The sequence below is a fragment of the Tenacibaculum sp. Ill genome (genome assembly GCF_051938915.1).
GTDB lineage: Bacteria > Bacteroidota > Bacteroidia > Flavobacteriales > Flavobacteriaceae > Polaribacter > Polaribacter larymnensis.
Genome location: NZ_JBPSCW010000002.1, coordinates 28,754 through 51,060, shown reverse-complemented (window position 1 = coordinate 51,060; position 22,307 = coordinate 28,754). Strand labels below are relative to the sequence as shown.

Genomic DNA, 22,307 nt, shown 5'->3' with positions numbered 1-22,307 from the left:
ATTATAAATAGAGTAGGAAATTAACTAACCAAATTTTTATATTATGTCAAGTATAGCATTAGAAGCTCTAGGAGCAGAGATAGGTAAATTCCTTAGTCATGCAAATGATAAGGTGTGGCTTCAAAACGGAGTGCAAGGAAAAGGAGAAGTTTTTGAACTTAAAAAATTAAAAGATAATCGTGTAGCCTTAGCATGTAAAGGAGCTGAAAAAGGAAAGTATCTTAGTCATGCTTTTGGTAAATTATGGTTGCAAGATGGTGTGCAAGGAGAAGGAGAAGAATGGATAATGAAAGATCATGGAAAAGGAAATGTATCTTTTGATTGTTTAGGAGCAGAGACTGGAAAAACACTTAGTCATGCTTTTGATAAAATGTGGCTACAAGATGGCTATCAAGGAGAAGGTGAATTGTGGGCTAAAAAACACGAATAAAAACTTTTCTTTTTGAAGGAAAATAAAAAAGCAACCTCATTTGAGGTTGCTTTTAATATATAGTAAGACTCCTTGTTAGGAAGTTCTTTTCTTATCCTAAGAAAGGGTAACGGTAATCTACAGGAGAAACAAAAGTTTCTTTGATTAAACGAGGAGATACCCAACGTAATAAGTTTTGAGCAGATCCTGCTTTATCGTTTGTTCCTGAAGCTCTAGCTCCACCAAATGGTTGTTGTCCTACAACAGCACCTGTTGGTTTATCGTTAACATAGAAGTTACCAGCACAGTTTTCTAAAGCTTTAGTAGCTTCAGCAACTGCATAACGATCTGTAGAGAATACAGCACCAGTTAAAGCGTATTCAGAAGTTCCGTCAACTAACTTTAAAGTATCAGCCCAATCAGCATCTTCGTACACGTAAATAGTAACTACAGGACCGAATAATTCAGTTTCCATCGTAGTATATTTAGGGTTTGTAGTTAAGATAACAGTTGGCTCGATAAAGTATCCTTTTGATTTGTCGTAGTTACCACCAGCAATAACTTCAGCATCAGCATCCGTTTTAGCTTGATCAATATATTTTGCTAACTTATCAAAAGAACCTTCGTGAATTACAGCAGTAATAAAGTTACTCATGTCTTCTGGAGAACCCATTTTAAAAGAAGCGATATCTTCTTTTACGTAGTTCAATGTTTCTTCAGCTAACGATTTTGGTAAGTATACTCTTGAAGCTGCAGAACATTTTTGACCTTGGAATTCAAAAGCACCACGAGAAATACCTGTAGCTACTTGTTTTGGATTAGCAGAAGGGTGTGCAATGATAAAATCTTTACCACCAGTTTCTCCTACAATTCTTGGGTATGTTTTGTATGTATGAATGTTTTCTCCAATCTTTTTCCATAATTCCTTAAATACATAAGTAGAACCTGTAAAGTGGATTCCAGCAAAATCAGGAGAAGATAAAACTACATCAGTAATTTCAACAGGATCACCATAAATTACGTTGATAACACCGTCTGGTACACCAGCTTCTTTAAATACATCTACAATTACTTTTGCAGAGAAAATTTGACTGTCAGATGGTTTCCAAACTACAACGTTCCCCATCATTGCAGCTGATGCAGGTAAGTTTGCAGCAATTGCAGTAAAGTTAAATGGAGTAATTGCGTATACAAATCCTTCTAACGGACGGTACTCAACGCGGTTCCAAATTCCGTCGTCAGAGTTTGGTTGCTCGTTGTAAATTTCAGACATGTACTCTACGTTAAAACGTAAAAAGTCGATTAACTCACAAGCAGCATCAATCTCAGCTTGATGAACTGTTTTAGATTGAGCAATCATAGTTGCAGCGTTAATCTTTGCACGGTAAGGTCCAGCAATTAACTCAGCAGCACGTAAAAAGATAGCAGCTCTTTGTTCCCATGGCATTTGTGCCCACTCAGTACGAGCTTCTAAAGCATTAGCAATCGCTTTTTCAGCATGAGATCTATCTCCAATATGATATTGTCCTACCACGTGTTGGTGATCGTGAGGAGGAGTCATATTACGAGTATTTCCAGTTCTAACTTCTTCGTTACCGATGTACATAGGTACATCAACAGATCCGTTAAAATATTCTTTGTATTGTTTTGAAACGGCTTCACGCTCTGAAGATCCAGGAGCGTATCCTTTTACCGGTTCGTTAATGGCAGTTGGTACGTGAAAAAATCCTTTTCCCATTTGTATGTTGTTTGTTGAATTAAATTTCTTTCTTTGTTATTGAAAAAGTCCAATAATGAACTTTCTTAAATGACAAAGTTACGGTTATTTTAGGAATATTTAAATGGACATAAGGCTGGAATTATATAAAACTAAAACAACATGTGTACGGTAACTTATTTACCTTTAGGGAATAATGATTTTATATTAACTTCTAACAGAGATGAAGATCCGAAGCGAAAAACTATTTCTCCAAAAACGTATGTTGAAGAAGGAGTGAAGTTAACGTATCCTAAAGATGAGTTAGCAGGAGGAACTTGGATAGGTTTAAGTGAAAAAAATAGATTGATTTGTCTGTTGAATGGTGGATTTACAAAACATCAAAGAGCAGAGTCGTATAAAATGAGTAGAGGAGTTATTGTAAAACAATTATTAAAAGTTGATAATCCTGTTGAAATAATCAATCATTTTGATTTTGAGGGGATAGAGCCTTTTACTATAGTTCTGGTCGATTGGACTACAGAGTTAAAAGCATACGAGTTGGTTTGGGATGTAAAAGGAAAACATTTTCAAGAGCTAGATAAAACGCCTAAAATTTGGTCGTCATCTACACTCTATACTGATGAAATGAAGCAGTTGAGAAGAGATTGGTTTGCTGATTGGTTATCGGTTAATAAAGGTTTCGAACAATCAAAAGTCATTAACTTTCACCAAGATGAAACTAGAGGGAATAAAGAAGTGTCATTAAAGATGAAGCGTCAAAATGTAGAAACAGTAAGTGTAACATCTGTAATGAAAAATGAAGAAGAACTTACCATGAGTTACTACGATTTACATTCAAATATTAACAAAATAGAGGAAGAAATCATTCGCTTGTAATAAAAGCTATTTAATATCTTTGCAAAAAAGTTTTTATGAATAAAAGATTATTACTCCTATTTTCCGTAATTTCTATTTTCTTATTTACAAGTTGTTTTGAGTTTGTTGAAGAGGTAACTTTTAATAAAGATGGTTCTGGAAGTGCTGTACTTACTATTAACTTAAGTAAAAGTAAAACAAAGCTAGCTTCTATAATGCTACTTGATAGTATAAATGGCTACAAAGTACCTTCAAAAGTAACCATAAGAAAAAAAGTACAAGAAATAGTTTCTAAAATTAAAGGAACAAAAGGAGTTCATAATGTAAAAAACACATTAGATTTTAATGAGTTTATTGTTACAGTTTCGTGTGATTTTGATAATGTGGAAGCTTTAAATGAAGTAATAGCTAATTTTAGCTCAAAGAAACACATAGAAGCTATTAAAAAGAATAAACATTTTACATTTAATGAAAAAAGTAAAACATTTACACGTAGTCATCATTTCGATTTAGGAAAAGAGTTTAGGAAAACAAAAAACCAAGATCGTAAGGTGTTTGAAACAGCAACTTATACAAGTGTTTATAGGTTTGAAACACCAATAAAAACTACAGAGAATAATCAAGCAAGGATATCAAAAAGCAAAAAAGCTATTATGTTGCATTTACAAGCACAAGACATTATAGCAAACAAGCAAACAATCAAAAATAAAATACAATTAGAGAATTAAATTTAGAATGAAAAAAATTATTGCTACACTACTGTTATTAAACACATATACAGCTATACAGGCTCAGCGATTAGAGTCTAAAGTACCTAACAATGTAGATGTGTTAGTTTCTGCAAACGCAGAAAACTTATTTAAGTTAATAAAAGTATCAGATATAGATAAAAGCGCTATTGGAAAAGAGATTTTAAAAGACTTAAATAGAAGTAATAAAACTTACAGAGTAGAATCTGTAGTTGAGTCAGAGTCTGATGAAAATAAAGAAGACTCAAAAGAAATAGAAGAAAGAAAAAAAGTGTCTTCAGTAGCTAACGCAGGTATAGACATTAAATCAAACGCTTATTATTTTTTCAGTAAAACTGATAGTATTTCATATCATAACTTTTACGTTGAGTTGAAAGATAGAGAATTGTTTGAGTCAATGTTAAGTAAACGAAATAAAAAGAAGATAAGAAGAATGGAAGGCTACAACATTATTGAAGGACGTAGCGATATTAGAATTTGGAATGATGATTATCTTTTATTAGTGGATGGAGATGTTTCTAGAGGTTATTTCTCAACTCACAAAGAACGTTTAGATAAACTAAAAGAGGAAAAAGAGTACGGTTATTCTTTTAGAAAAAGAATAGGTAAAGGTTGGACAAAAAAGTATGTACTAGACTTATTTAATAAGAATGTTATCAGTTCTATTGCTTCTAATACTAAGTTTCAAAAGAGTAAAAAGAAAAATGCATCAGCAACACTTTGGGTTCGTAACTATGGTATGTTAATGACAGATTTATTTAAATCTTTTGGTAGTTCTTTGTACCCTTTGTATGCAGATGTAGGAGATCAAAATATTTATGGAGTTGAAGAAGTAACTGCTAATTTATTTTTTGATAAAAGCGATGCAAGAATTTTACTAGATATGTCAGTTAGTCCTGATATGAAGAAATCTTTTAAAAAGATTTATAATAAAAGAATGAGTCGCGATCTAGTAAATAGCTTTGATCATGATAAAGCATTAGCATTTTGGAGTATTTCTATTGATACTGAAGAAACATTAAAGCAATATCCAGAATTATTGAACAAGATGTACGGAGGTATTTTGCCTAAGTTTCAAGAAGAAATGGAAATTGTAGGAGATTTATTTTCTTTAGTTATAGATGAAGAAGCTATTGGAAGACTAATTACAGGTGATGCTCTTTTAGTGTTAAACGATTTTTCTAAAAAAGAAGTAGAGTATACTACTTACAAGTACGATGAAGACTATAAGCGTAAAGAAGTAACAAAAACTAAAGAAGAATTTGTTCCTGATTTTACGTTAATGATTGGCTCAAAAGAAGAAGATTTATTGAATAAGTTTTTCAAATTAGGAGAAAAACATAAAGCTGTTGAAATTGAAAATAACGTTGTAAAGTTTAAAACTAAAAAATCTGATATACCATTCAATTTATATTCGGTAGTTAAAAACGATGTACTGTATTTAACAACCTCAGAAACTAATGCATTAAGTATTGGAAGAGGAAGTAACAATTTCAATACTAAAAAGCATAGTAAATTAGTTAGAGATAATTCAACAGTGTTTTTTGTTGATGTTAATGCGGTTTTAAATAAGATTCCTAATAAGTGGATGAGTAAATCAGAAAAAGAAGCAATGCGTTTTTCAACAGATAACTTAAATGACGGAGTGTTTAGAGTGTCTAGAATGAGAGGGAATACAATTTCTTCAGAGTTGAAAATTTCTACTCAAGGAACTGAAGAAAACACATTAAAGTTATTGTTAGAGTTTATCAATGCAGTAGCGAAGTAAGCTAAATGATAAAAAGAATAGCATATATACTCATAATAGTATGCTGTATTATAGTTACGGTTGGGTTTTTTAGATATAATCCAACCGTAACTTATACAAAAAAAGTTCCAGCATCAGCTGAAACAGTAGTCTATATTAATCTTCGAGAAATAGAATACAACATAGTTCTTAGCTTTTTAAAGCATCCACTTTCTCAGTTAGACTTTAAGGAATCTTCAACTTCAAAAGAAGAGGAAAAGAAAGCAACATTATTAGATGAAATAGAAGTGCCCAATAGTTTGTTTTTCTATACCAATAAGCAAGAGTTTGAAGACTTTTTTATTAGTAGTCCAATAGTTGTTAAGGAGAAAATTATAGAAGCTTTAAAAGAAGAGAATTTTACTGCAAAAAATGTTAATAAAAGTACAGTTTATAGCAAAGGAATAATAAGTTGTGTACTGCAAAATAACTCTTTGCAAGTGTTATTGAAAAAGCATAAAAAAGCACAAATATCACCTGAGTTATTATCTAAATTAAATCAAGAAAATTACTTTTCTGAAAACGATTTAATTTTCAAACAAATAAAAAATAGTAAACAGCCAGTGGCTATAAGTACTTTGCAAGGAGATTTTTTTGAGTTTGTTATAGATGGAAGTAGTTTAAGAATCAAAGGTGAGTTGAGTGAAGAAAATAACTTGTTTGAACCATTTAAAGTGACATCAGTAGCTAGTTCAATACTGAGTGTGTCAGGAAAGTTAAATACTGAACTAATAGCTGATAAATTAGGTGAAAACCTAAAGAAAAAGTTTAAAAAAATCACAACATTGTCATTAGACTCAGTTACTAATAAATGGGGTGGAGTAGTAGAGGGCAATCTTACTTCTTTTATAGAAAAATCAGATACCATCGTAACTTATGAATATGATGATGATTTTAATAAGGTAGAAAAAAAGGATATTCAAAAAACGATAACACCTAAGGTTACTTTGGAGTTGCAAGGAAACGATCTTTGTGATTACTTGAAAGAAAAAGAAGTGATTAAGAGAGTTGAGAATGAAGATCTATTGACATTGATGCCTTTGTTTACTACTTACAGTTTTTGTAAAGGAAATGGCTTGAAATTTACATCTGAAAAAAATCAAAAGTTAACTAAAGATATCGACGGAAACAATAAGTTTTACTTCTTGTTTAATGTGGCTAATTATCAAGAAAAAGACAGAGGTATTTACTCTTTAAAAAATAAATACCTAGATAAGGTAAAAACAATACAGTTGTCAGTAACTAATAACAATCAATTAGATGCAACTGTAGAGTTAAAAAACACTTCTAAAAACGTCTTCTTGCAAATGCTAGATTAATAAAAGGCAAAAGCAGCAAACGATATAGCGATAGAGCCAAACATAGCTAATATAAAAAACATAGTATTGGCTAGTATGTATTTTATAAATGTTTTAAAGTACCCTTGACTGTAAAATCTTTTCATGGCTATGAATAAATAAATCATAAAGAGTAGTAAGAAAACAAGTAAAAAACTGTCTGAATGCTTGAAAAAATCTATTATATAAAAAATAGAAAACAGCAGAAAGAGTACGGTTTGTACATGAAATACAAAAACAAGATGTTCTACATATGTATACCTTCTTCTAAGGTAAATAAACTTTAAAAATAAAGTGAATATAGGTAGGAGTATAAATAGTGCGATAGAAGCATACGATAGTATTTGACGGAAAAACTTCTTAGCTTCATCTTTATCTAAAAATACAGAGTTAAAAACTTTTGCACGTGAATACCAAAAACGATTGCTAAAGTTTTTCTCTGCTTTCAAGCTGTCCAAAGCAGCTTCTATTGGTACTTTAGGATTAGCTTTTTGAAATTTCATGAACTTAATAATTCTGAAAGAATCATTAGGATCAGCTTTGGTTAGTTTTAGTTCAGAATTATATGAAACTGATGTAGAGTCAGATTTAGGTTGTGTTTTTTTTGCTTCAAGAGAGTCTTGCTCTTCAAGTTGTTTGAAAACTACATCTTGAATTGAATCAAGATCTACCTCAATAGTTTCGCTATTGTCATTGTTTAGTTTAATTTGAGAATTACTACTTGAAGATTTACCAATTCTTAATTCTTCAAATTTTTTATAGCTATCGGTTATACTTATAATTAAAAAGAAAATAATAGAAGTAGCTAAATAAAACCGAAATGGATTGGTGTATTTAGTTCTTTTTCCTTCTATATAATCTTTAGAAACTTTCCCCGGACTTATCAATAATGGAATAAGTGTTCTCCAAAATTTAGTATCTAAAGAGAAAAAACCAGCAAAAAGTTCACGAAGAAAAATGCTTAAAGTAATTTTTTTGCCTCTATTTTTTTGTCCACATTCAGGACAAAACTTTTCATTGTTAGTAAAAGGGTGTCCGCAGTTTAAACAGTTAGCATCTCTTACAACTGGAACTTTGTTTTTTTTAATCATTAGTTTAAAATAGCAGTAGTGGTTAATTGAAAAGTTGGAATAGTTACTAAAAACTCTTCTAGTGTTTTTACATTAATCATTTTATAATTACCTCCCATAGCACCAGTGTTAGAAAGTAAAAAACAATTAGATCTATAGTTGTAAATATCGTTAGGTTTTAAGGTTGGGGTTTCACCAACAACTCCTTCGCCTTCTACATATTCAGTGCCATTAAGAGCGTCAAAAATAACCCAAAAACGTTCCAAGAGTTTTACAGTGTCTTTTGATTTGTTTTCTATAGAAATATAGTAACTGAAAGCATAGTATTGTCGATGCCCTCTGTAAACAGAGCCTCTAAAAGATGTTTTTACAGAGATCTTGATGCCTTTTGTTACTTGTTGAAACATATGATAAAGATAGTTCTTTTTCAGTTTTTAGTCAATGTTTCTAAAGATACCTTACCTATTTTGGTTAAAAAATCCATAACCTACACCAATTACCCTGTCATAAATTTCACCAAAAGGTTTGTAGTAAACAATCACAGTGTACTCGTTTTCGGTTTGGTAAAAAGAACCGTCAACTTCATGTAGGTCAATATTTTTGTTATTGTCTAAAGTAGCGTAGCTATAGTTATAGAAGCCTTGTTTAAAGGGTAATGTAGCTTTGTAAATTTTCTGAGAAGAGTCGTAAGTCATTTTATTCTCTTCAGATAACTCGTAATTATTAAAAGCACCATACACGTATACATCTTCGTTCTCGTAAGGCTCAAAAGCTTCTAAAGAAAAATGAACTAAAGAGTAATCAGCTTCGGTATTATCTCTATTGTCAACAACATCACGTTCAGTAGTTCTTACAACAAACTGTCCATTGATATCGGGGTTATATGTGTATATTTTATCAATACGAGGTTCGTCTGTGTAAAGGTAGCTGTGGTATAGGTTTTTACGTTCAACACGGGCAATATTTAAGCTAGAATTTCTTATAAACTTTGTGTCAAAATTCAAAAACTCATTTCCACCCCAAAAATTAGTTTTTACAGTATGATTGTAAAGAAGTTGCTGAGGTTTAATAAAAATGGGCTGAAGATTGGTAATAGCAGTATTCCAATTATGATTTTGAAACAATGTTACATTAATTTCTTGAGAAGGAATGTTTATCTGTAAGCCTGGGTGGTTAACAGAAAATTGAACTGTTTGTTGCTCGTTGGTTGTTGCTGTATTTCTACTTCTAAAAGCGGCAACACCAACAGTGGTAATTTCTTCATAGAACACACAACGCCTAGTAAAAATGACCTCGTAGTTTTCATCAATAATAGAAATTAAATAATTGCCACTTTTAGTAATAATGGTATTTTGATTTGGAATTTCGACAGAGTAGTGTGTGTAGGGTTGGAGTGTGTTAAAGGAATTAGTAAAATTGATAATTTCATTTTGTTCAAACCCCTCAATATATTGATTGCTCGTCATTGAGCTAGGTTTCCAGTCATGGGTCATGTGTTCTATTTTATATTGATACTGTTTGCTGTCAGCATCTAAATCGTCAAAAGACAATTTTAAAACATCACCTAAACGTACAATTGGAGTATAAAAATTTGGGTTATTTTTAGGTCGTAATTGTACAGTTTTTATGTTTTGAGCAAAGCTCGAAATAACTAATAAAAAGGCAATTAAGGATAGTTCTTTTTTCATCATGATGTAACAAAAGTATCAAAATATAAGCCAAAGACAAGGTTTTTATTTAGAATAAATATAAATAATAAGGTTTCGTAAAGATAAAAATGTTTTTGTTCTGCAAAGGGATTCAAAATTTTTAAATTTGCGTGTTTTTTAAGAAAATCAAATTAATCAGTTCCTATGTCAAAAGACATCCGTATTAAGAGAGGCTTGGATATCAAGCTAGTTGGCGAGGCAGAACAGGTAACTACCGAACTTCAATCAGGTAGTGTGTTTGCAGTAAAGCCAGATGATTTTCACGGCGTTATTCCTAAAATTTTAGCAAAAGAAGGTACAGAAGTAAAAGCAGGTGAAGCACTTTTTTATTCAAAAAGTGATGAACGTATTTTATTTTCTAGTCCTGTTAGTGGTAAAGTTACAGAAATCGTTCGTGGAGCACGAAGAAAAGTTTTAGCAATTAAAATCACTGCTGATGCACAGCAGGAATACAAAGATTTTGGTAAAAAAGATGTAGACGCAATGTCTGGAGAAGAGGTGAAAAACCACTTGTTTGCTTCAGGTTGTTGGCCGTTTGTAAAACAACGTCCGTATGACGTGGTTGCAAATCCTAATCAAGCACCAAAAGCAATTTTTGTATCAGCCTACGCAAGTGCACCTTTAGCAGCTGATTATGATTATGCGTTAAAAGGCAAAGAAGCAGAATTACAAACAGCTTTAACTGCGTTAACAAAGTTAACAGCTGGTAAAGTACATGTTTCTGTAGCTAAAAACTCAACACTATCACCATTTAAAGATGTAAAAGGAGTTGAGTTGCATAAAGTTTCAGGACCACACCCAGTAGGAAATGTAAGTACTCAAATAGCACAAATAGACCCAATTAATAAAGGAGAAGTTGTGTGGGTAGTTACACCTCAAGACTTAGTAGTAATAGGAGAGTTATTATTAACTGGAAAGTTTAATATTACTCGTACGATTGCATTGGCAGGATCTAAATTTAACAAACCGCAATATGTAACTGCAAAAGCAGGAGCACAAATTGCTGATGTTGTTAAAGGAAGTTTAGATGCCAATAATGCTCGTATAATTAGTGGAAATGTTTTAAGTGGTTTAGAAGTTAAAGAAGATGGTTTCTTAGGATACTACGATAACTTAATTACAGCTATTCCAGAAGGAGATGACTATGAGTTATTTGGTTGGAATAAGCCAGTTTTTAATAAAATATCTACTTCTAGAGCATTAACTTTTTCTTGGTTAAACCCAAAGAAAAAATATGACTTAGATACGAATACTAACGGAGAGCATAGAGCATTTGTAGTAACAGGTTCTTATGAAGAAATTTTCCCGTTAGATATCTATCCGATGCAATTATTAAAAGCTTGTATGTACAAAGATCTTGACGAAATGGAAGGATTAGGAGCTTACGAAATTGCACCAGAAGATTTTGCGTTAACAGAATTTATTTGTGTGTCGAAACAACCTCACCAAAAAATAATTCGTGAAGGATTAGATTTAATGAGAGAAGAATTAGGATAAGATATGGGCTTAAAACAAAACTTACATAATTTAAAAAAGAAGTATGAAGGAACTAAAATAGCTCCGCTATTTAATGGTTTTCATACATTCTTATATATGCCGAATGAGACTACTCATGGAGGAACTCACATTAAGTCGGCAGATGATCTTAAACGTACAATGAATACAGTAATCATGGCATTAGTTCCATGTTTAATATTTGGTATGTTTAATGCAGGATATCAGCATAATCTTCAAATAGAAGCTGTTTCAAACGCAACTGGTTTCTTTTCTGGAGAATTTTGGAATATGGATAACTTACTAATCGGTTTAGTTAAAATATTACCATTAGTAATTGTATCGTATGTTGTTGGTTTAGCAATAGAATTTATTTTCTGTATAATCAAAGGACATGAGATAGAAGAAGGGTACTTAGTAACAGGAATGTTAGTTCCGTTAATTGTACCAGTAGATTTACCATTATGGATGCTAGCAGTAGCAGTAGCTTTTGGTGTTGTAATAGGTAAGGAAGTATTTGGAGGAACTGGGATGAATATCTTAAACCCAGCCTTAACAATTCGTGCGTTTTTATTCTTTGCATATCCAACATGGATGTCTGGAGATAAAGTATGGGTTCAAGGAGCTGTAGAAGCTGCAGGAACAGCTGATGCTATTTCAGGAGAAACAATCTTAGGAAGTTTAGCACAGTCACAACCATTAAACTATTCAGTTTCTGATATGTTCTTCGGGTTTATCCCAGGTTCAGTAGGAGAAACATCAACATTATTAATCTTATTAGGGGCTTTATTCTTAATCTTTACAAAGATTGGAAGCTGGAGAATTATGTTATCTGCAGTTATCGGAGCTTTAGTAATGGGATTCATCTTCAACCAAATAATTGATATGGGATGGATTGGTGAAACAAGTAAGTTTTACGGATTAATGAGCTTAGATTTCTGGAAGCATTTATTAATTGGAGGATTTGCATTTGGAGCTGTATATATGGCAACAGACCCAGTAACAGCATCGCAAACTAACAAAGGAAAGTGGATTTATGGATTCTTAATTGGATTTATTTCAATTATGATTCGTGTATTCAACCCAGCATACCCAGAAGGAGTAATGTTAGCAATTTTATTAATGAACGTATTTGCTCCAACAATTGATCATTACGTAGTTCAAGGTAATGTTAAGAGAAGATTAAAACGTTTAAAAGCTAAAACTGCCTAATTATGAGTAAGAAGACAGATAGTAATTTATATACGGTACTTTTCGCCATAGGAATGGTGTTAGTAGTAGGTGCGTTGTTAGCTTTTACAGCGTCATCACTTCGCCCAACAATCGATGCTAATAAACGTATCGAGAAGCAGCAAAATATTTTGTATGCAATGGGTGTTAACGAGAATGATGAAACAAGTGTAGAGTTTGTTTCAAAAGATAAAGTAGCAGAAGAGTTTGCTAAATACATTAAAAAACAATTAGTAATTGAAGGTGATAACGTTTCTGAAGATGCTAAAGCGTATTTAATTGATGTTAAAAAGCAACAAACAGCAGCTAAAGAAGGTAAAACAAGAAAACTACCATTATTTGTAGGTGAAAAAGAAGGTAAAACTTTTTATATCGCTCCAATTAGAGGTAAAGGTCTTTGGGATGCTATTTGGGGATATGTTGCAATGGATAAAAATATGGTAGTTCAAGGAGTTTTCTTCGATCATAAAGGAGAAACACCAGGTTTAGGAGCTAACATTAAGCAACGTTACTTTATGGACGATTTTATTGGAGAAGATTTAATGAACAACGGTTCTTTTAAAGGAATTGCAGTTTCTAAATCTAATAACGATCCAAAGAATGAAGATAAAAATGATAACGAGGTAGATGCAATTGCAGGAGCAACTATAACTGGTGACGGAGTAGCTGCAATGATTAAATCTGAATTAGGTTTATACGTACCTTACTTTAAAACATTAAAATAAATATGGGACTTTTATCAAAAAAAGACGCAGCATTAATTACTGATCCATTAGCAGATAATAACCCAATTACAATTCAGGTATTAGGTATTTGTTCTGCATTAGCAATTACAGCAGAGTTAAAAGCTTCTATTGTAATGTCTATATCGGTATTATTTGTATTAGGAGTAGGGAATGTAGTAATCTCGTTAATGAGAAATATTATTCCATCAAAAATTAGAATTATTGTACAGTTAATCGTAGTAGCTACATTAGTAATTATTGTAGACCAAGTGCTAAAAGCATTTGCATACGATTTAAGTAAAACCTTATCGGTATTTATTGGGTTAATTATTACCAACTGTATTATTATGGGACGTTTTGAAGCATTTGCTTTAGGTAATGGACCATGGAGATCGTTTTTAGATGGTATAGGAAATGCTTTAGGATATGCAGTAATCTTAATTATTGTAGGTTTCTTTAGAGAGTTATTCGGTTCAGGTACTTTATTAGGATTTAAAGTACTAGGAGATCCTATCGAAAAAACAGGATTGTATGCTTTAGGATATGAAAACAACGGGTTTATGTTATTATCACCAATGGCATTAATCGTTGTAGGTATTATTATTTGGGTACAACGTACAAGAAATAAAGCATTAGTAGAAGACTAACCTAAGTTAGTGTTCATTAAAAATATAGAAAATGGAACATATAGAATTATTTTTCAAATCGATATTTATAGATAACATGGTATTTGCTACCTTCTTAGGAATGTGTTCTTACCTTGCTGTATCTAAAAAAGTATCAACAGCCGTAGGTTTAGGAGCTGCAGTAATCTTTGTATTAGCAGTTACAGTACCAGTAAACTGGTTGTTAGATCAATACTTATTACAACCTGGAGCTTTAAAGTGGTTAGGAGAAGAGTATGTAGATTATGACCTAAGTTTCTTATCATTTATCATGTTTATTGCAACAATTGCAACCATGGTACAATTAGTAGAAATTATTGTTGAAAAATTCGCACCAGCATTATATAACTCTTTAGGTATTTTCTTACCGTTAATTGCAGTAAACTGTGCAATTTTAGGAGGATCTTTATTTATGCAATCTCGTGAAATTCCAACATTAGGTTTATCATTTACGTACGGTATTGGTTCAGGAATCGGATGGTTTTTAGCAATTTTAGCAATTGCAGCTATTCGTGAAAAAATCAGATACTCATCTGTGCCACCAGCATTAAGAGGTTTAGGTATTACATTCATTATTACAGGTTTAATGGCTATCGGATTTATGAGTTTCGGTGGAATGTTAACTGGAGGTGATGATGCAGGTAAAAAAGAAGAAACTGCTGAAGTTAAGGTTGAAAAGAAAGAAGTTGAAGAAAAGGTAGTAGAGGAAACTGAAAAGACTGAAGAGAAAGCAGATGAATTAGCTAATAACACTAAAGAAATTACAGAATAATGGTATTTTTAGAAGTAAGCACAGGAGGAACAGTTGCTATTACAGTATTAGCGTTTTTAGCGGTAATCTTGGTTTTAGTAGCTTTATTATTATTTGTTAAGCAAAAATTGGCACCATCTGGACCTGTAAAGATTACAATCAATGGTGAAAAAACAATAGAAGTAGCATCAGGAGGAACTTTATTATCTACCTTAGGTAATGAAAAAATCTTCTTACCATCAGCTTGTGGTGGTGGTGGTTCTTGTGTACAATGTGAGTGTCACGTTAACTCTGGTGGAGGAGAAGCTTTACCTACAGAAACACCACACTTTACACGTAAAGAATTACAACACGGTATCCGTTTAGCATGTCAGGTAAAAGTAAAACAAGATATGGATATCTCTATTCCAGAAGAAATTTTCGGAATTAAGAAGTGGGAAGCAACTGTTGTAAGAAACTATAACGTAGCAACCTTTATTAAGGAGTTTGTAGTTGAGATTCCAGAAGAAATGGATTATAAAGCAGGAGGGTATATTCAAATTGAAATACCACCATGTGAAGTAAAATATGCTGATATGGATATTTCTGCACATCCGCAAGATCATCCAGGTGAACCTGATAAATTTGAGGCTGATTGGGATAAATTTAACCTAAGGCCATTAGTAATGAAGAATGAAGAAACTGTAGAGAGAGCATACTCTATGGCTTCTTACCCTGCAGAAGGAAGAGAAATCATGTTAAATGTTCGTGTAGCAACACCTCCTTTTGACCGTGCTAAAGGCGGATGGATGGATGTAAATCCAGGGGTGGCATCTTCTTATATCTTTAATCAAAAGCCAGGAGATAAAGTAACTATTTCTGGACCTTATGGTGAATTCTTCATCAATGATTCTGAAGCTGAAATGTTATATGTAGGTGGTGGAGCTGGTATGGCACCAATGCGTTCACATATTTATCATTTATTTAGAACTTTAAAGACTGGTAGAAAAGTAACATACTGGTACGGAGGTCGTTCTAAAGCAGAATTATTCTACATTCACTACTTTAGAGCGTTAGAAAAAGATTTTCCAAACTTTAAATTCTACTTGGCATTATCTGAGCCATTAGAAGAAGATAACTGGAAGGTTAAAAAAGATATTAATGATGAAAGCGGAGATGGTTTTGTTGGGTTTATTCACCAAGTTGTAATAGACCAATATTTATCTAAACATGAAAGTCCTGAGGATTTAGAATTATATTTCTGTGGACCACCATTAATGAACAAAGCAGTACAAAAAATGGGTGAAGATTTTGGTTTAGATGACGAAAACATTCGTTTTGATGACTTTGGAGGATAGACACTCAGTGTTTTTATATATAAAAACCGATACAAATTTGTATCGGTTTTTTTATATTTAAAAAGATAAGTTTTAGATGTAATAAGAGCAGGAGAACGTTTTTAGAAAACAGTACTATTCATAAATTACATCAAATTTATATACAGGACTACCTTGTTCATATTCAAAAACTCTAGCATAATCCATAACGTTAGCTATTCCTTCGAATTCACATAGTTGTGAAACTACAGCGCATAAACCATTAAATAATCTTTCTTTATTAGTAGGATTTTGAGGTTTTGGATTGTAATGACATAATGGAACAACAAAACCACATGCTTCTAAAAATATTTTTTCAATGTGTAATAGCTCAAGTGGAGTATAACCATTAAACTTTCTGCCTAAATTTTGATGTACCCTACCCACATAGCTTAATCTCAAAGAACCATGACCATTTGTTAGGTGTTTCCAGCTATCTCGATTATCTAAAATATTCCCAACCGTACATGCTGAACAACATTCAGGATTCAATTCATCGTTATGAAAAGCATTATAAAGCTTAATAAGCGCTTGTTCTAATCGTTTAGGTATTTCCATAATCAAAAAGGATTTACTCCTTTAAATATACAAAATATTGGTTGTACCTTTGCAGCAAATTATTGTTAATGACGACTTTTCAAGATTTAGACTTATCAAATCCACTTAGAAACTCAATTGAAGAATTAGGTTTTGTAAATCCAACACCAATTCAAGAAGAAGCATTTCCTGTAATTCGTTCAGGAAAAGATGTGGTGGGTATTGCACAAACAGGTACAGGTAAAACCTTTGGTTATTTATTGCCAATACTTCGAGATTTGAAGTTTTCGAAGCAACAACATCCAAGAGTGATGATTTTAGTACCTACACGAGAATTAGTAGTGCAGGTGGTAGAAGAAATTGAAAAGTTAGCAAAATACATTACGCTTCGTACTGTTGGTGTTTATGGAGGTGTGAATTTAAACCGTCATAAAGAAGCAGTAATGCAAGGAGCAGATATTATTGTAGCTACTCCAGGGCGTTTGTACGATTTGGCGTTGAGTAATGTTTTAAAGTTAAAATCTATTCAGAAATTAGTAATTGATGAAGTAGATGTAATGCTTGATTTAGGGTTTCGCTTTCAGTTGTTAAACATTTTTGATTTATTACCTCAAAGACGTCAAAACATCATGTTTTCAGCAACCATGACGGAGGATGTGGAAGCTTTAATTGACGATTTCTTTATCGCTCCACATAAAATAGCGATTGCAGTTAGTGGAACACCACTAGACAATATTCAGCAAACGAGTTATGATGTTCCTAATTTTTACACAAAAGTCAATTTATTAAACTATTTATTATTTGATAAATCAGAGTTTAGTAAAGTGTTAGTGTTTGCGCCTAATAAGCGAAATGCAGACAGGTTGTTTGATTGTGTTGCAGAAGAGTATCCATCACAAGCTTGCGTAATTCATTCAAACAAAACGCAAAATTATCGTTTACGTTCTATAGAGCAATTCAACCAAGGAGAAAAACGAATTTTAATAGCTACCGATGTAATTGCACGTGGATTAGATTTAGAAGAAGTAACACATGTAATAAATTTTAACGTACCACACTTCCCTGAAAACTACATGCACAGAATAGGTCGTACAGGACGTGCAGAACGAGAAGGAAAAGCTATTTTATTTGCTACAGAAAAAGAGCAGGAAGCTAAACAAAGAATTGAGGAATTGATGGATTACACGATTCCGAAGTTAGAAATTCCAGAACAGGTAGAAATCTCAAAAGAATTAACTGAAGAAGAGCGCCCAAAAGAAGATAGAGAGGTCAATAAGAATAGAACGTCACAAGAATATATTCCAGGACCTGCTTTTCATGAGAAAAAGGAAAAGAATAAAAAAACAAACCAAGGAGGTTCATACAGAAGAGAAATTGCTAAGAAGTATAAAAAACCTAAAACAAGAGGAGACAAAAACTATAACAAACGCAATAAGAAACGAAAATAATGCAAGCACTTACAGAACAAGAACTTCATAATTTAGGGATGAACATTGTAGGTAAAAAGTTACAAGAAATGGGCTATGAGTTTATTGCAATAAACAGTGAGTTAAAAAGATATCCGCAGTTCGTGTTGTATAAAAAAGAAGAACCTACCATATTTGTTTTAGTAAAGACTACTAATAATATTCAGTCACCACAAGAGTATGATGTATTGTGGATGGAAACATTTAAAAAGCATGCAGAAAAACAAAATGCTAAGGTTTGGTATGCAGGTATAGGAATTGCAAATGCTGAAAGTGTAGATTTACCAGTTTTTAAAAACAAACCCTATTATGTTGCTTTCGATGATTTTATAAAGATTTTATAAATACGATATTACTAACATCTATAATTTTCTGGTGTTAATTCTCCTTTTTCACTGATAGAAAAAGAGTGGTTTAGTAGATTGAAAAGGGTAAAAACCCTATTAGTTTTCAGATAGTTGTATGTTAATTTTACCTCAGGGAAATTAATAAAATATCTAAAAAAATGAAAAGACAACTACTAACCAAAAAAGGAAAAAAATTAATGAAAACTATTATGGCATTTTTATCAGATTTAGGTAATGGTGCTAGTTATGCAATTAACAATTAAGACTTAAATAGTTAAAGTTAAAAACACTCGATTACATTGTAATCGAGTGTTTTTTTATGCATAAATATTAACTTTACAGTGTGGAGAATCTTCTAAGGAAAATAAAAGAATGTAAAATATGTGAGGAACATATAGAGCCTAACCCTGTGATTTTAGCTAATAAAAAGTCAAAAATTATTATTGTAGGTCAAGCACCAGGAATCAAAGTACACAAATCTGGAATTCCTTGGGATGATGCTAGCGGAAAACAACTTAGAAAATGGCTGGATGTTACTGATGAGCAGTTTTACAACACCAACAATTTTGGAATAATTCCAATGGGTTTTTGTTATCCAGGAAAAGGAAAATCAGGAGATTTGCCACCTAGAAAAGAATGTGCCCCGAAATGGCATCAACCATTACTAGAAGAAATGTCTAATGTAAAGCTGGTTATTTTAATAGGAATGTATGCTCAAAACTACTACTTAAAAGAGCAAGCAAAAAGGACACTTACTGAGACAGTGAATAACTTTGAAGAGTATTTACCCAGTTATTTTGTGTTACCTCACCCATCACCAAGAAATAGGTTTTGGTTAACTAAAAACCAGTGGTTTGAAAAAGACGTTTTACCCATATTGAAAACTACTATAAAAAAGCTGTTGTAGTGATTTTAATACCAAAAGAAAGTTAAAAACATGCGTTGATAAATTTGTACTTTTGCAATGTATGATAGAAACAAGAGAAGCCATATCAGAAAAAGCGGTTTTAATAGGTATTATAACCCAACATCAAGATGAAAAGAAATCAGAAGAATATCTTGATGAACTAGAGTTTTTAACGCTTACAGCTGGAGGAGTAGCTGTTAAACGTTTTGTTCAAAAACTAGACAAACCACACCCAAAAACTTTTATAGGAACAGGAAAGTTAGAAGATGTAAAAGCGTATATAGAGTCAAATGATATTGGAACGGCCATTTTTGATGATGAGCTATCACCAGCTCAACTTAGAAATGTTGAGCGTTTTTTAGATTGTAAAATTTTAGATAGAACCAACTTAATACTAGATATTTTTGCCAGCAGAGCACAAACGAGTTCGGCAAAAGCACAGGTAGAGCTAGCGCAATATCAATATTTATTACCTCGATTAACAAGAATGTGGACACACCTTGATAAACAAAAAGGAGGGATTGGTATGCGTGGACCTGGGGAAACAGAAATAGAAACAGACCGTCGTATTATTCGTGATAAAATCTCGCTATTAAAAAAGAAGCTGGTAACTATTGACAAACAAATGTCTGTGCAACGTAAAAATCGTGGCAAAATGGTTCGTGTTGCTTTGGTAGGATATACCAATGTTGGTAAATCTACTTTAATGAATGTAGTGAGTAAAAGTGAGGTGTTTGCAGAAAATAAGTTGTTCGCAACACTTGATACTACAGTAAGAAAAGTAGTAATAAAGAATATTCCCTTTTTAATGACAGATACTGTTGGGTTTATAAGAAAGTTACCAACTCAATTAGTAGAGTCGTTCAAATCTACCTTAGACGAAGTTCGTGAAGCTGATTTATTATTACATGTAGTAGATATATCACACCCCAATTTTGAAGATCATATTGCTTCTGTAAATAAAATTTTAGATGAGATTGATAGTAAAGACAAACCTACTGTTATGGTATTTAATAAAATAGATGCCTATACTCATGAAACTATTGATGAAGATGACTTAGTTACAGAAAAAACAAAAGAACATTATACGTTAGAAGATTGGAAAAGAACATGGATGAATGATTTAGAAACAGAGAGTATTTTTATTTCAGCATTAAATAAAGATAACCTAGAGAATTTTAAAGATAAAGTGTATGAAGAAGTGAAAAAAATACACATTCAGCGCTTTCCATATAATGATTTCTTATACCAAGAATATTAGTTTTTTACAGTAAAAAAACACAGCCATAACTTAAAAAGAACTTAAAGAATTGCAACTTTAAGTTCTTTTTTATTATATTTATATTCGCTAACATAGTTTTTTCTGTGTTTTATAAAGCATTGTAAATTAATATTTTTAACCATTTTATCCCCCTGAAAATGAAAAATAATAAAACTTCACAAACAAAATCTAGACGATTTTCATTAGATCAATTAGTTAATAAGAAATCCTAAAACTTACGTAAGTAAATTAATCTTATTTAACCAGCTAACTTACCAAGTATTCATAAAGTTTTAAATAATGAATTTAAGACCAGGTGAAATGTCCGCTCTTTTTGAGTTACCATGTGTTAATCTGAATAGATCATGATGAAAAATATAATTACCCTCTTGTTACTATGTTGTGGTTTACAATTTACTATAGCACAAGAGAAATGTACATCTGAAACTTCCCATTCAGTAGATGTAAACGTTGTAGACAAGTGTTTAGTAGAAAAAAAAGTAGAAAAAAGTAGTGAGGTAACTCCTACTGTTGTAACTACAATTTCTAGTAGAAGGCATTTTAGAAAACGTGTTTACTTTGAAAAAGTTGTTAGTTTAGCTAATGATATAGAAGCTAACAAAATTAAATTGATTAAAACAACTAGTGACTTAGCTTCATGTCGCTTGTATGATATATTTCCAATTACAAGAAAATTAATTAAAAAAGCTACTTCTTTTGATGTAGTAGATGAAATTCCTATGTTTTTATCTTGTGCTGATCCTTTAATGGATAAAGTAGACTGTTTTAATTATGAAATGCAAAACCATATAATTAATACATTAAAATACCCTGAAGAAGCCTTAGATAAAGGAATTGAAGGAGAAGTACTAGTAAGTTTTGTAATTGATGAAACAGGAAAAGTGACAGATATTAAAACGGAAGGAGTAAATGCACATGAAATCTTAAAAAAAGAGGCAAAAAGAATTGTGTTATTACTTCCAAATTTTACACCAGGGAAACAACAAGGAAAAAATACAAGAGTAGCATACAGCTTTCCTATGAACTTTAGCTTAAATAGCTCTGAATATTAGTGTGTTAAAATAATTTATTTTATGTAAAAAAAAGAATACCTTTGCACGCCATGTTTTTCACAAATAATGAACTATAATTAGTTGATTGAAAAAATGTTAAACCCCTTAGGTATGAGAAAAATTATTTTAGTTATTACATTAGTTTGTTTTTATGCTACTAATGTTGTGTCGCAACGTGAAGTATGTGAAACCCCTGAAGAGTCTTTAGTAGATTTAAATAGTATAACAAAATGTACTATTGCTCCAAAAGACAAGAAGAATAAAGGTACACGACAAATCTCTGTAAAAGTATCTGCTAATAGAAGGTATTTAAAAAAGAGAGAAATATCAAAAAAGAAAGTGGTTTCAAGTGCTACGGAATTATCGGGAGCAGGAACTGCGGCATTAGAAAGTACAACTCCTCAAGAAGAATTGAATCAACCTTTAACCTTTAAAAATAATCTTGAAAACATAACAAGTAAACTATCAGCAGAAGAAGTAAGAAAAGCTGAAAAATTTACTACAGTTGATAGAATCCCTTTGTTTACTGCATGTAAAAAGGCAAAGAAAAATGAAAGGTTAGATTGTTTTAATGTTGAAATGGTAAAGCATATTCAAAAACACTTCAGATACCCTAGTCAAGCGGTAAAAGAATCTATTCAAGGAGAAGTTTGGGTGCGTTTTATTATTGATAAAAATGGTCAGGTTAAGAATATTAAAACTTTAGGACCAAAAAATGGAGAGCTACTAAACAACGAAGCTATTCGTGTGGTATCTCAATTACCACAGTTTGTGCCTGCTAAAAAGTCAGGAGATGAAACCTCTGTAAAATACGGATTCCCTATTATGTTTGCTCTAGATGAGTAAATAAACCAATAATAA

Annotated in this window: 22 protein-coding genes; 17 read left to right on the top strand and 5 right to left on the bottom strand. The window is 31.9% G+C overall.

What is annotated here, in order from left to right; all coding sequences use genetic code 11:
* The first annotated feature begins 43 nt into the window (after nt 1-43).
* Complete coding sequence (locus ACTPNM_RS00230) at nt 44-430, top strand: hypothetical protein (protein ID WP_440120127.1); 387 nt, start codon at nt 44-46, stop codon at nt 428-430.
* 91 nt (nt 431-521) lie between these two features.
* Here ACTPNM_RS00230 and pruA read toward each other — a convergent pair whose 3' ends face one another.
* On the bottom strand, nt 522-2,147 hold the full coding sequence (gene pruA, locus ACTPNM_RS00225; RefSeq protein ID WP_440120126.1) for an L-glutamate gamma-semialdehyde dehydrogenase: 1,626 nt from the start codon (nt 2,145-2,147) through the stop codon (nt 522-524).
* 141 nt (nt 2,148-2,288) lie between these two features.
* On the opposite strand from pruA, the gene ACTPNM_RS00220 reads away from it, so the two are divergent.
* The 4 genes from ACTPNM_RS00220 to ACTPNM_RS00205 are packed head-to-tail and all read left to right on the top strand — an operon-like array spanning nt 2,289 to nt 6,838.
* Nucleotides 2,289-3,005 carry an NRDE family protein gene (locus ACTPNM_RS00220; protein WP_440120125.1) on the top strand — a complete coding sequence of 239 codons (717 nt, stop codon included), beginning with the start codon at nt 2,289-2,291 and terminating at the stop codon, nt 3,003-3,005.
* A gap of 35 nt (nt 3,006-3,040) precedes the next feature.
* The gene (locus tag ACTPNM_RS00215) at nt 3,041-3,712 is read left to right on the top strand and encodes a hypothetical protein (protein ID WP_274638615.1); all 672 of its coding nucleotides are present in this window, start codon (nt 3,041-3,043) and stop codon (nt 3,710-3,712) included.
* 7 nt (nt 3,713-3,719) lie between these two features.
* A complete protein-coding gene (locus ACTPNM_RS00210) occupies nt 3,720-5,501 on the top strand; it encodes a hypothetical protein (protein WP_440120124.1) in 1,782 nt (593 codons plus the stop codon).
* 5 nt (nt 5,502-5,506) lie between these two features.
* Nucleotides 5,507-6,838 (top strand): hypothetical protein, encoded by a 1,332-nt coding sequence (locus tag ACTPNM_RS00205; RefSeq protein ID WP_440120123.1) that lies wholly within the window; start codon nt 5,507-5,509, stop codon nt 6,836-6,838.
* Here ACTPNM_RS00205 and ACTPNM_RS00200 read toward each other — a convergent pair.
* The 3 genes from ACTPNM_RS00200 to ACTPNM_RS00190 are packed head-to-tail and all read right to left on the bottom strand — an operon-like array spanning nt 6,835 to nt 9,617.
* Nucleotides 6,835-7,947 carry a DUF3667 domain-containing protein gene (locus ACTPNM_RS00200; RefSeq protein WP_440120122.1) on the bottom strand — a complete coding sequence of 371 codons (1,113 nt, stop codon included), beginning with the start codon at nt 7,945-7,947 and terminating at the stop codon, nt 6,835-6,837. The genes ACTPNM_RS00205 and ACTPNM_RS00200 overlap by 4 nt on opposite strands.
* On the bottom strand, nt 7,947-8,333 hold the full coding sequence (gene apaG, locus ACTPNM_RS00195) for a Co2+/Mg2+ efflux protein ApaG (RefSeq protein ID WP_440120121.1): 387 nt from the start codon (nt 8,331-8,333) through the stop codon (nt 7,947-7,949). Before apaG ends, ACTPNM_RS00200 begins: the two co-directional genes overlap by 1 nt.
* 51 nt (nt 8,334-8,384) lie before the next feature.
* On the bottom strand, nt 8,385-9,617 hold the full coding sequence (locus ACTPNM_RS00190; protein WP_440120120.1) for a DUF5103 domain-containing protein: 1,233 nt from the start codon (nt 9,615-9,617) through the stop codon (nt 8,385-8,387).
* Nucleotides 9,618-9,779: 162 nt separating this feature from the next.
* Between ACTPNM_RS00190 and ACTPNM_RS00185 the strand changes: the two genes are divergently transcribed.
* The 6 genes from ACTPNM_RS00185 to nqrF are packed head-to-tail and all read left to right on the top strand — an operon-like array spanning nt 9,780 to nt 15,837.
* Nucleotides 9,780-11,132: a Na(+)-translocating NADH-quinone reductase subunit A gene (locus ACTPNM_RS00185; protein WP_440120119.1), complete on the top strand. Its 1,353-nt coding sequence runs from the start codon at nt 9,780-9,782 to the stop codon at nt 11,130-11,132.
* 3 nt (nt 11,133-11,135) lie between these two features.
* Nucleotides 11,136-12,341, top strand: a complete 1,206-nt coding sequence (locus ACTPNM_RS00180; RefSeq protein WP_440120118.1) for an NADH:ubiquinone reductase (Na(+)-transporting) subunit B — start codon at nt 11,136-11,138, stop codon at nt 12,339-12,341.
* A 2-nt stretch (nt 12,342-12,343) separates the two neighbouring features.
* Nucleotides 12,344-13,084 (top strand): Na(+)-translocating NADH-quinone reductase subunit C, encoded by a 741-nt coding sequence (locus tag ACTPNM_RS00175; protein ID WP_440120117.1) that lies wholly within the window; start codon nt 12,344-12,346, stop codon nt 13,082-13,084.
* Between the two features lie 2 nt (nt 13,085-13,086).
* The gene (locus tag ACTPNM_RS00170) at nt 13,087-13,731 is read left to right on the top strand and encodes an NADH:ubiquinone reductase (Na(+)-transporting) subunit D (protein WP_099215191.1); all 645 of its coding nucleotides are present in this window, start codon (nt 13,087-13,089) and stop codon (nt 13,729-13,731) included.
* 31 nt (nt 13,732-13,762) lie between these two features.
* Nucleotides 13,763-14,521: an NADH:ubiquinone reductase (Na(+)-transporting) subunit E gene (gene nqrE, locus ACTPNM_RS00165; RefSeq protein ID WP_440120116.1), complete on the top strand. Its 759-nt coding sequence runs from the start codon at nt 13,763-13,765 to the stop codon at nt 14,519-14,521.
* Nucleotides 14,521-15,837 carry an NADH:ubiquinone reductase (Na(+)-transporting) subunit F gene (gene nqrF, locus ACTPNM_RS00160; RefSeq protein ID WP_274638606.1) on the top strand — a complete coding sequence of 439 codons (1,317 nt, stop codon included), beginning with the start codon at nt 14,521-14,523 and terminating at the stop codon, nt 15,835-15,837. The genes nqrE and nqrF overlap by 1 nt, the downstream gene beginning before the upstream one ends.
* A gap of 114 nt (nt 15,838-15,951) precedes the next feature.
* Here nqrF and ACTPNM_RS00155 read toward each other — a convergent pair whose 3' ends face one another.
* A complete protein-coding gene (locus ACTPNM_RS00155; protein ID WP_440120115.1) occupies nt 15,952-16,413 on the bottom strand; it encodes a Na(+)-translocating NADH-quinone reductase subunit F in 462 nt (153 codons plus the stop codon).
* Nucleotides 16,414-16,481: 68 nt separating this feature from the next.
* On the opposite strand from ACTPNM_RS00155, the gene ACTPNM_RS00150 reads away from it, so the two are divergent.
* The 6 genes from ACTPNM_RS00150 to ACTPNM_RS00125 all read left to right on the top strand — a co-directional run bounded on the left by ACTPNM_RS00150 (nt 16,482) and on the right by ACTPNM_RS00125 (nt 22,292).
* On the top strand, nt 16,482-17,840 hold the full coding sequence (locus ACTPNM_RS00150; RefSeq protein WP_440120114.1) for a DEAD/DEAH box helicase: 1,359 nt from the start codon (nt 16,482-16,484) through the stop codon (nt 17,838-17,840).
* The gene (locus ACTPNM_RS00145) at nt 17,840-18,202 is read left to right on the top strand and encodes a Na(+)-translocating NADH-quinone reductase subunit F (protein WP_274638603.1); all 363 of its coding nucleotides are present in this window, start codon (nt 17,840-17,842) and stop codon (nt 18,200-18,202) included. The genes ACTPNM_RS00150 and ACTPNM_RS00145 overlap by 1 nt, the downstream gene beginning before the upstream one ends.
* A gap of 346 nt (nt 18,203-18,548) precedes the next feature.
* Nucleotides 18,549-19,112 carry a uracil-DNA glycosylase family protein gene (locus ACTPNM_RS00140; RefSeq protein WP_440120113.1) on the top strand — a complete coding sequence of 188 codons (564 nt, stop codon included), beginning with the start codon at nt 18,549-18,551 and terminating at the stop codon, nt 19,110-19,112.
* 61 nt (nt 19,113-19,173) lie between these two features.
* Complete coding sequence (gene hflX / locus ACTPNM_RS00135) at nt 19,174-20,373, top strand: GTPase HflX (protein ID WP_274638601.1); 1,200 nt, start codon at nt 19,174-19,176, stop codon at nt 20,371-20,373.
* Between the two features lie 365 nt (nt 20,374-20,738).
* Nucleotides 20,739-21,446, top strand: a complete 708-nt coding sequence (locus ACTPNM_RS00130) for an energy transducer TonB (protein WP_440120112.1) — start codon at nt 20,739-20,741, stop codon at nt 21,444-21,446.
* Between the two features lie 111 nt (nt 21,447-21,557).
* Nucleotides 21,558-22,292 (top strand): energy transducer TonB, encoded by a 735-nt coding sequence (locus ACTPNM_RS00125; RefSeq protein ID WP_440120111.1) that lies wholly within the window; start codon nt 21,558-21,560, stop codon nt 22,290-22,292.
* The last annotated feature ends 15 nt before the right edge of the window (nt 22,293-22,307 follow it).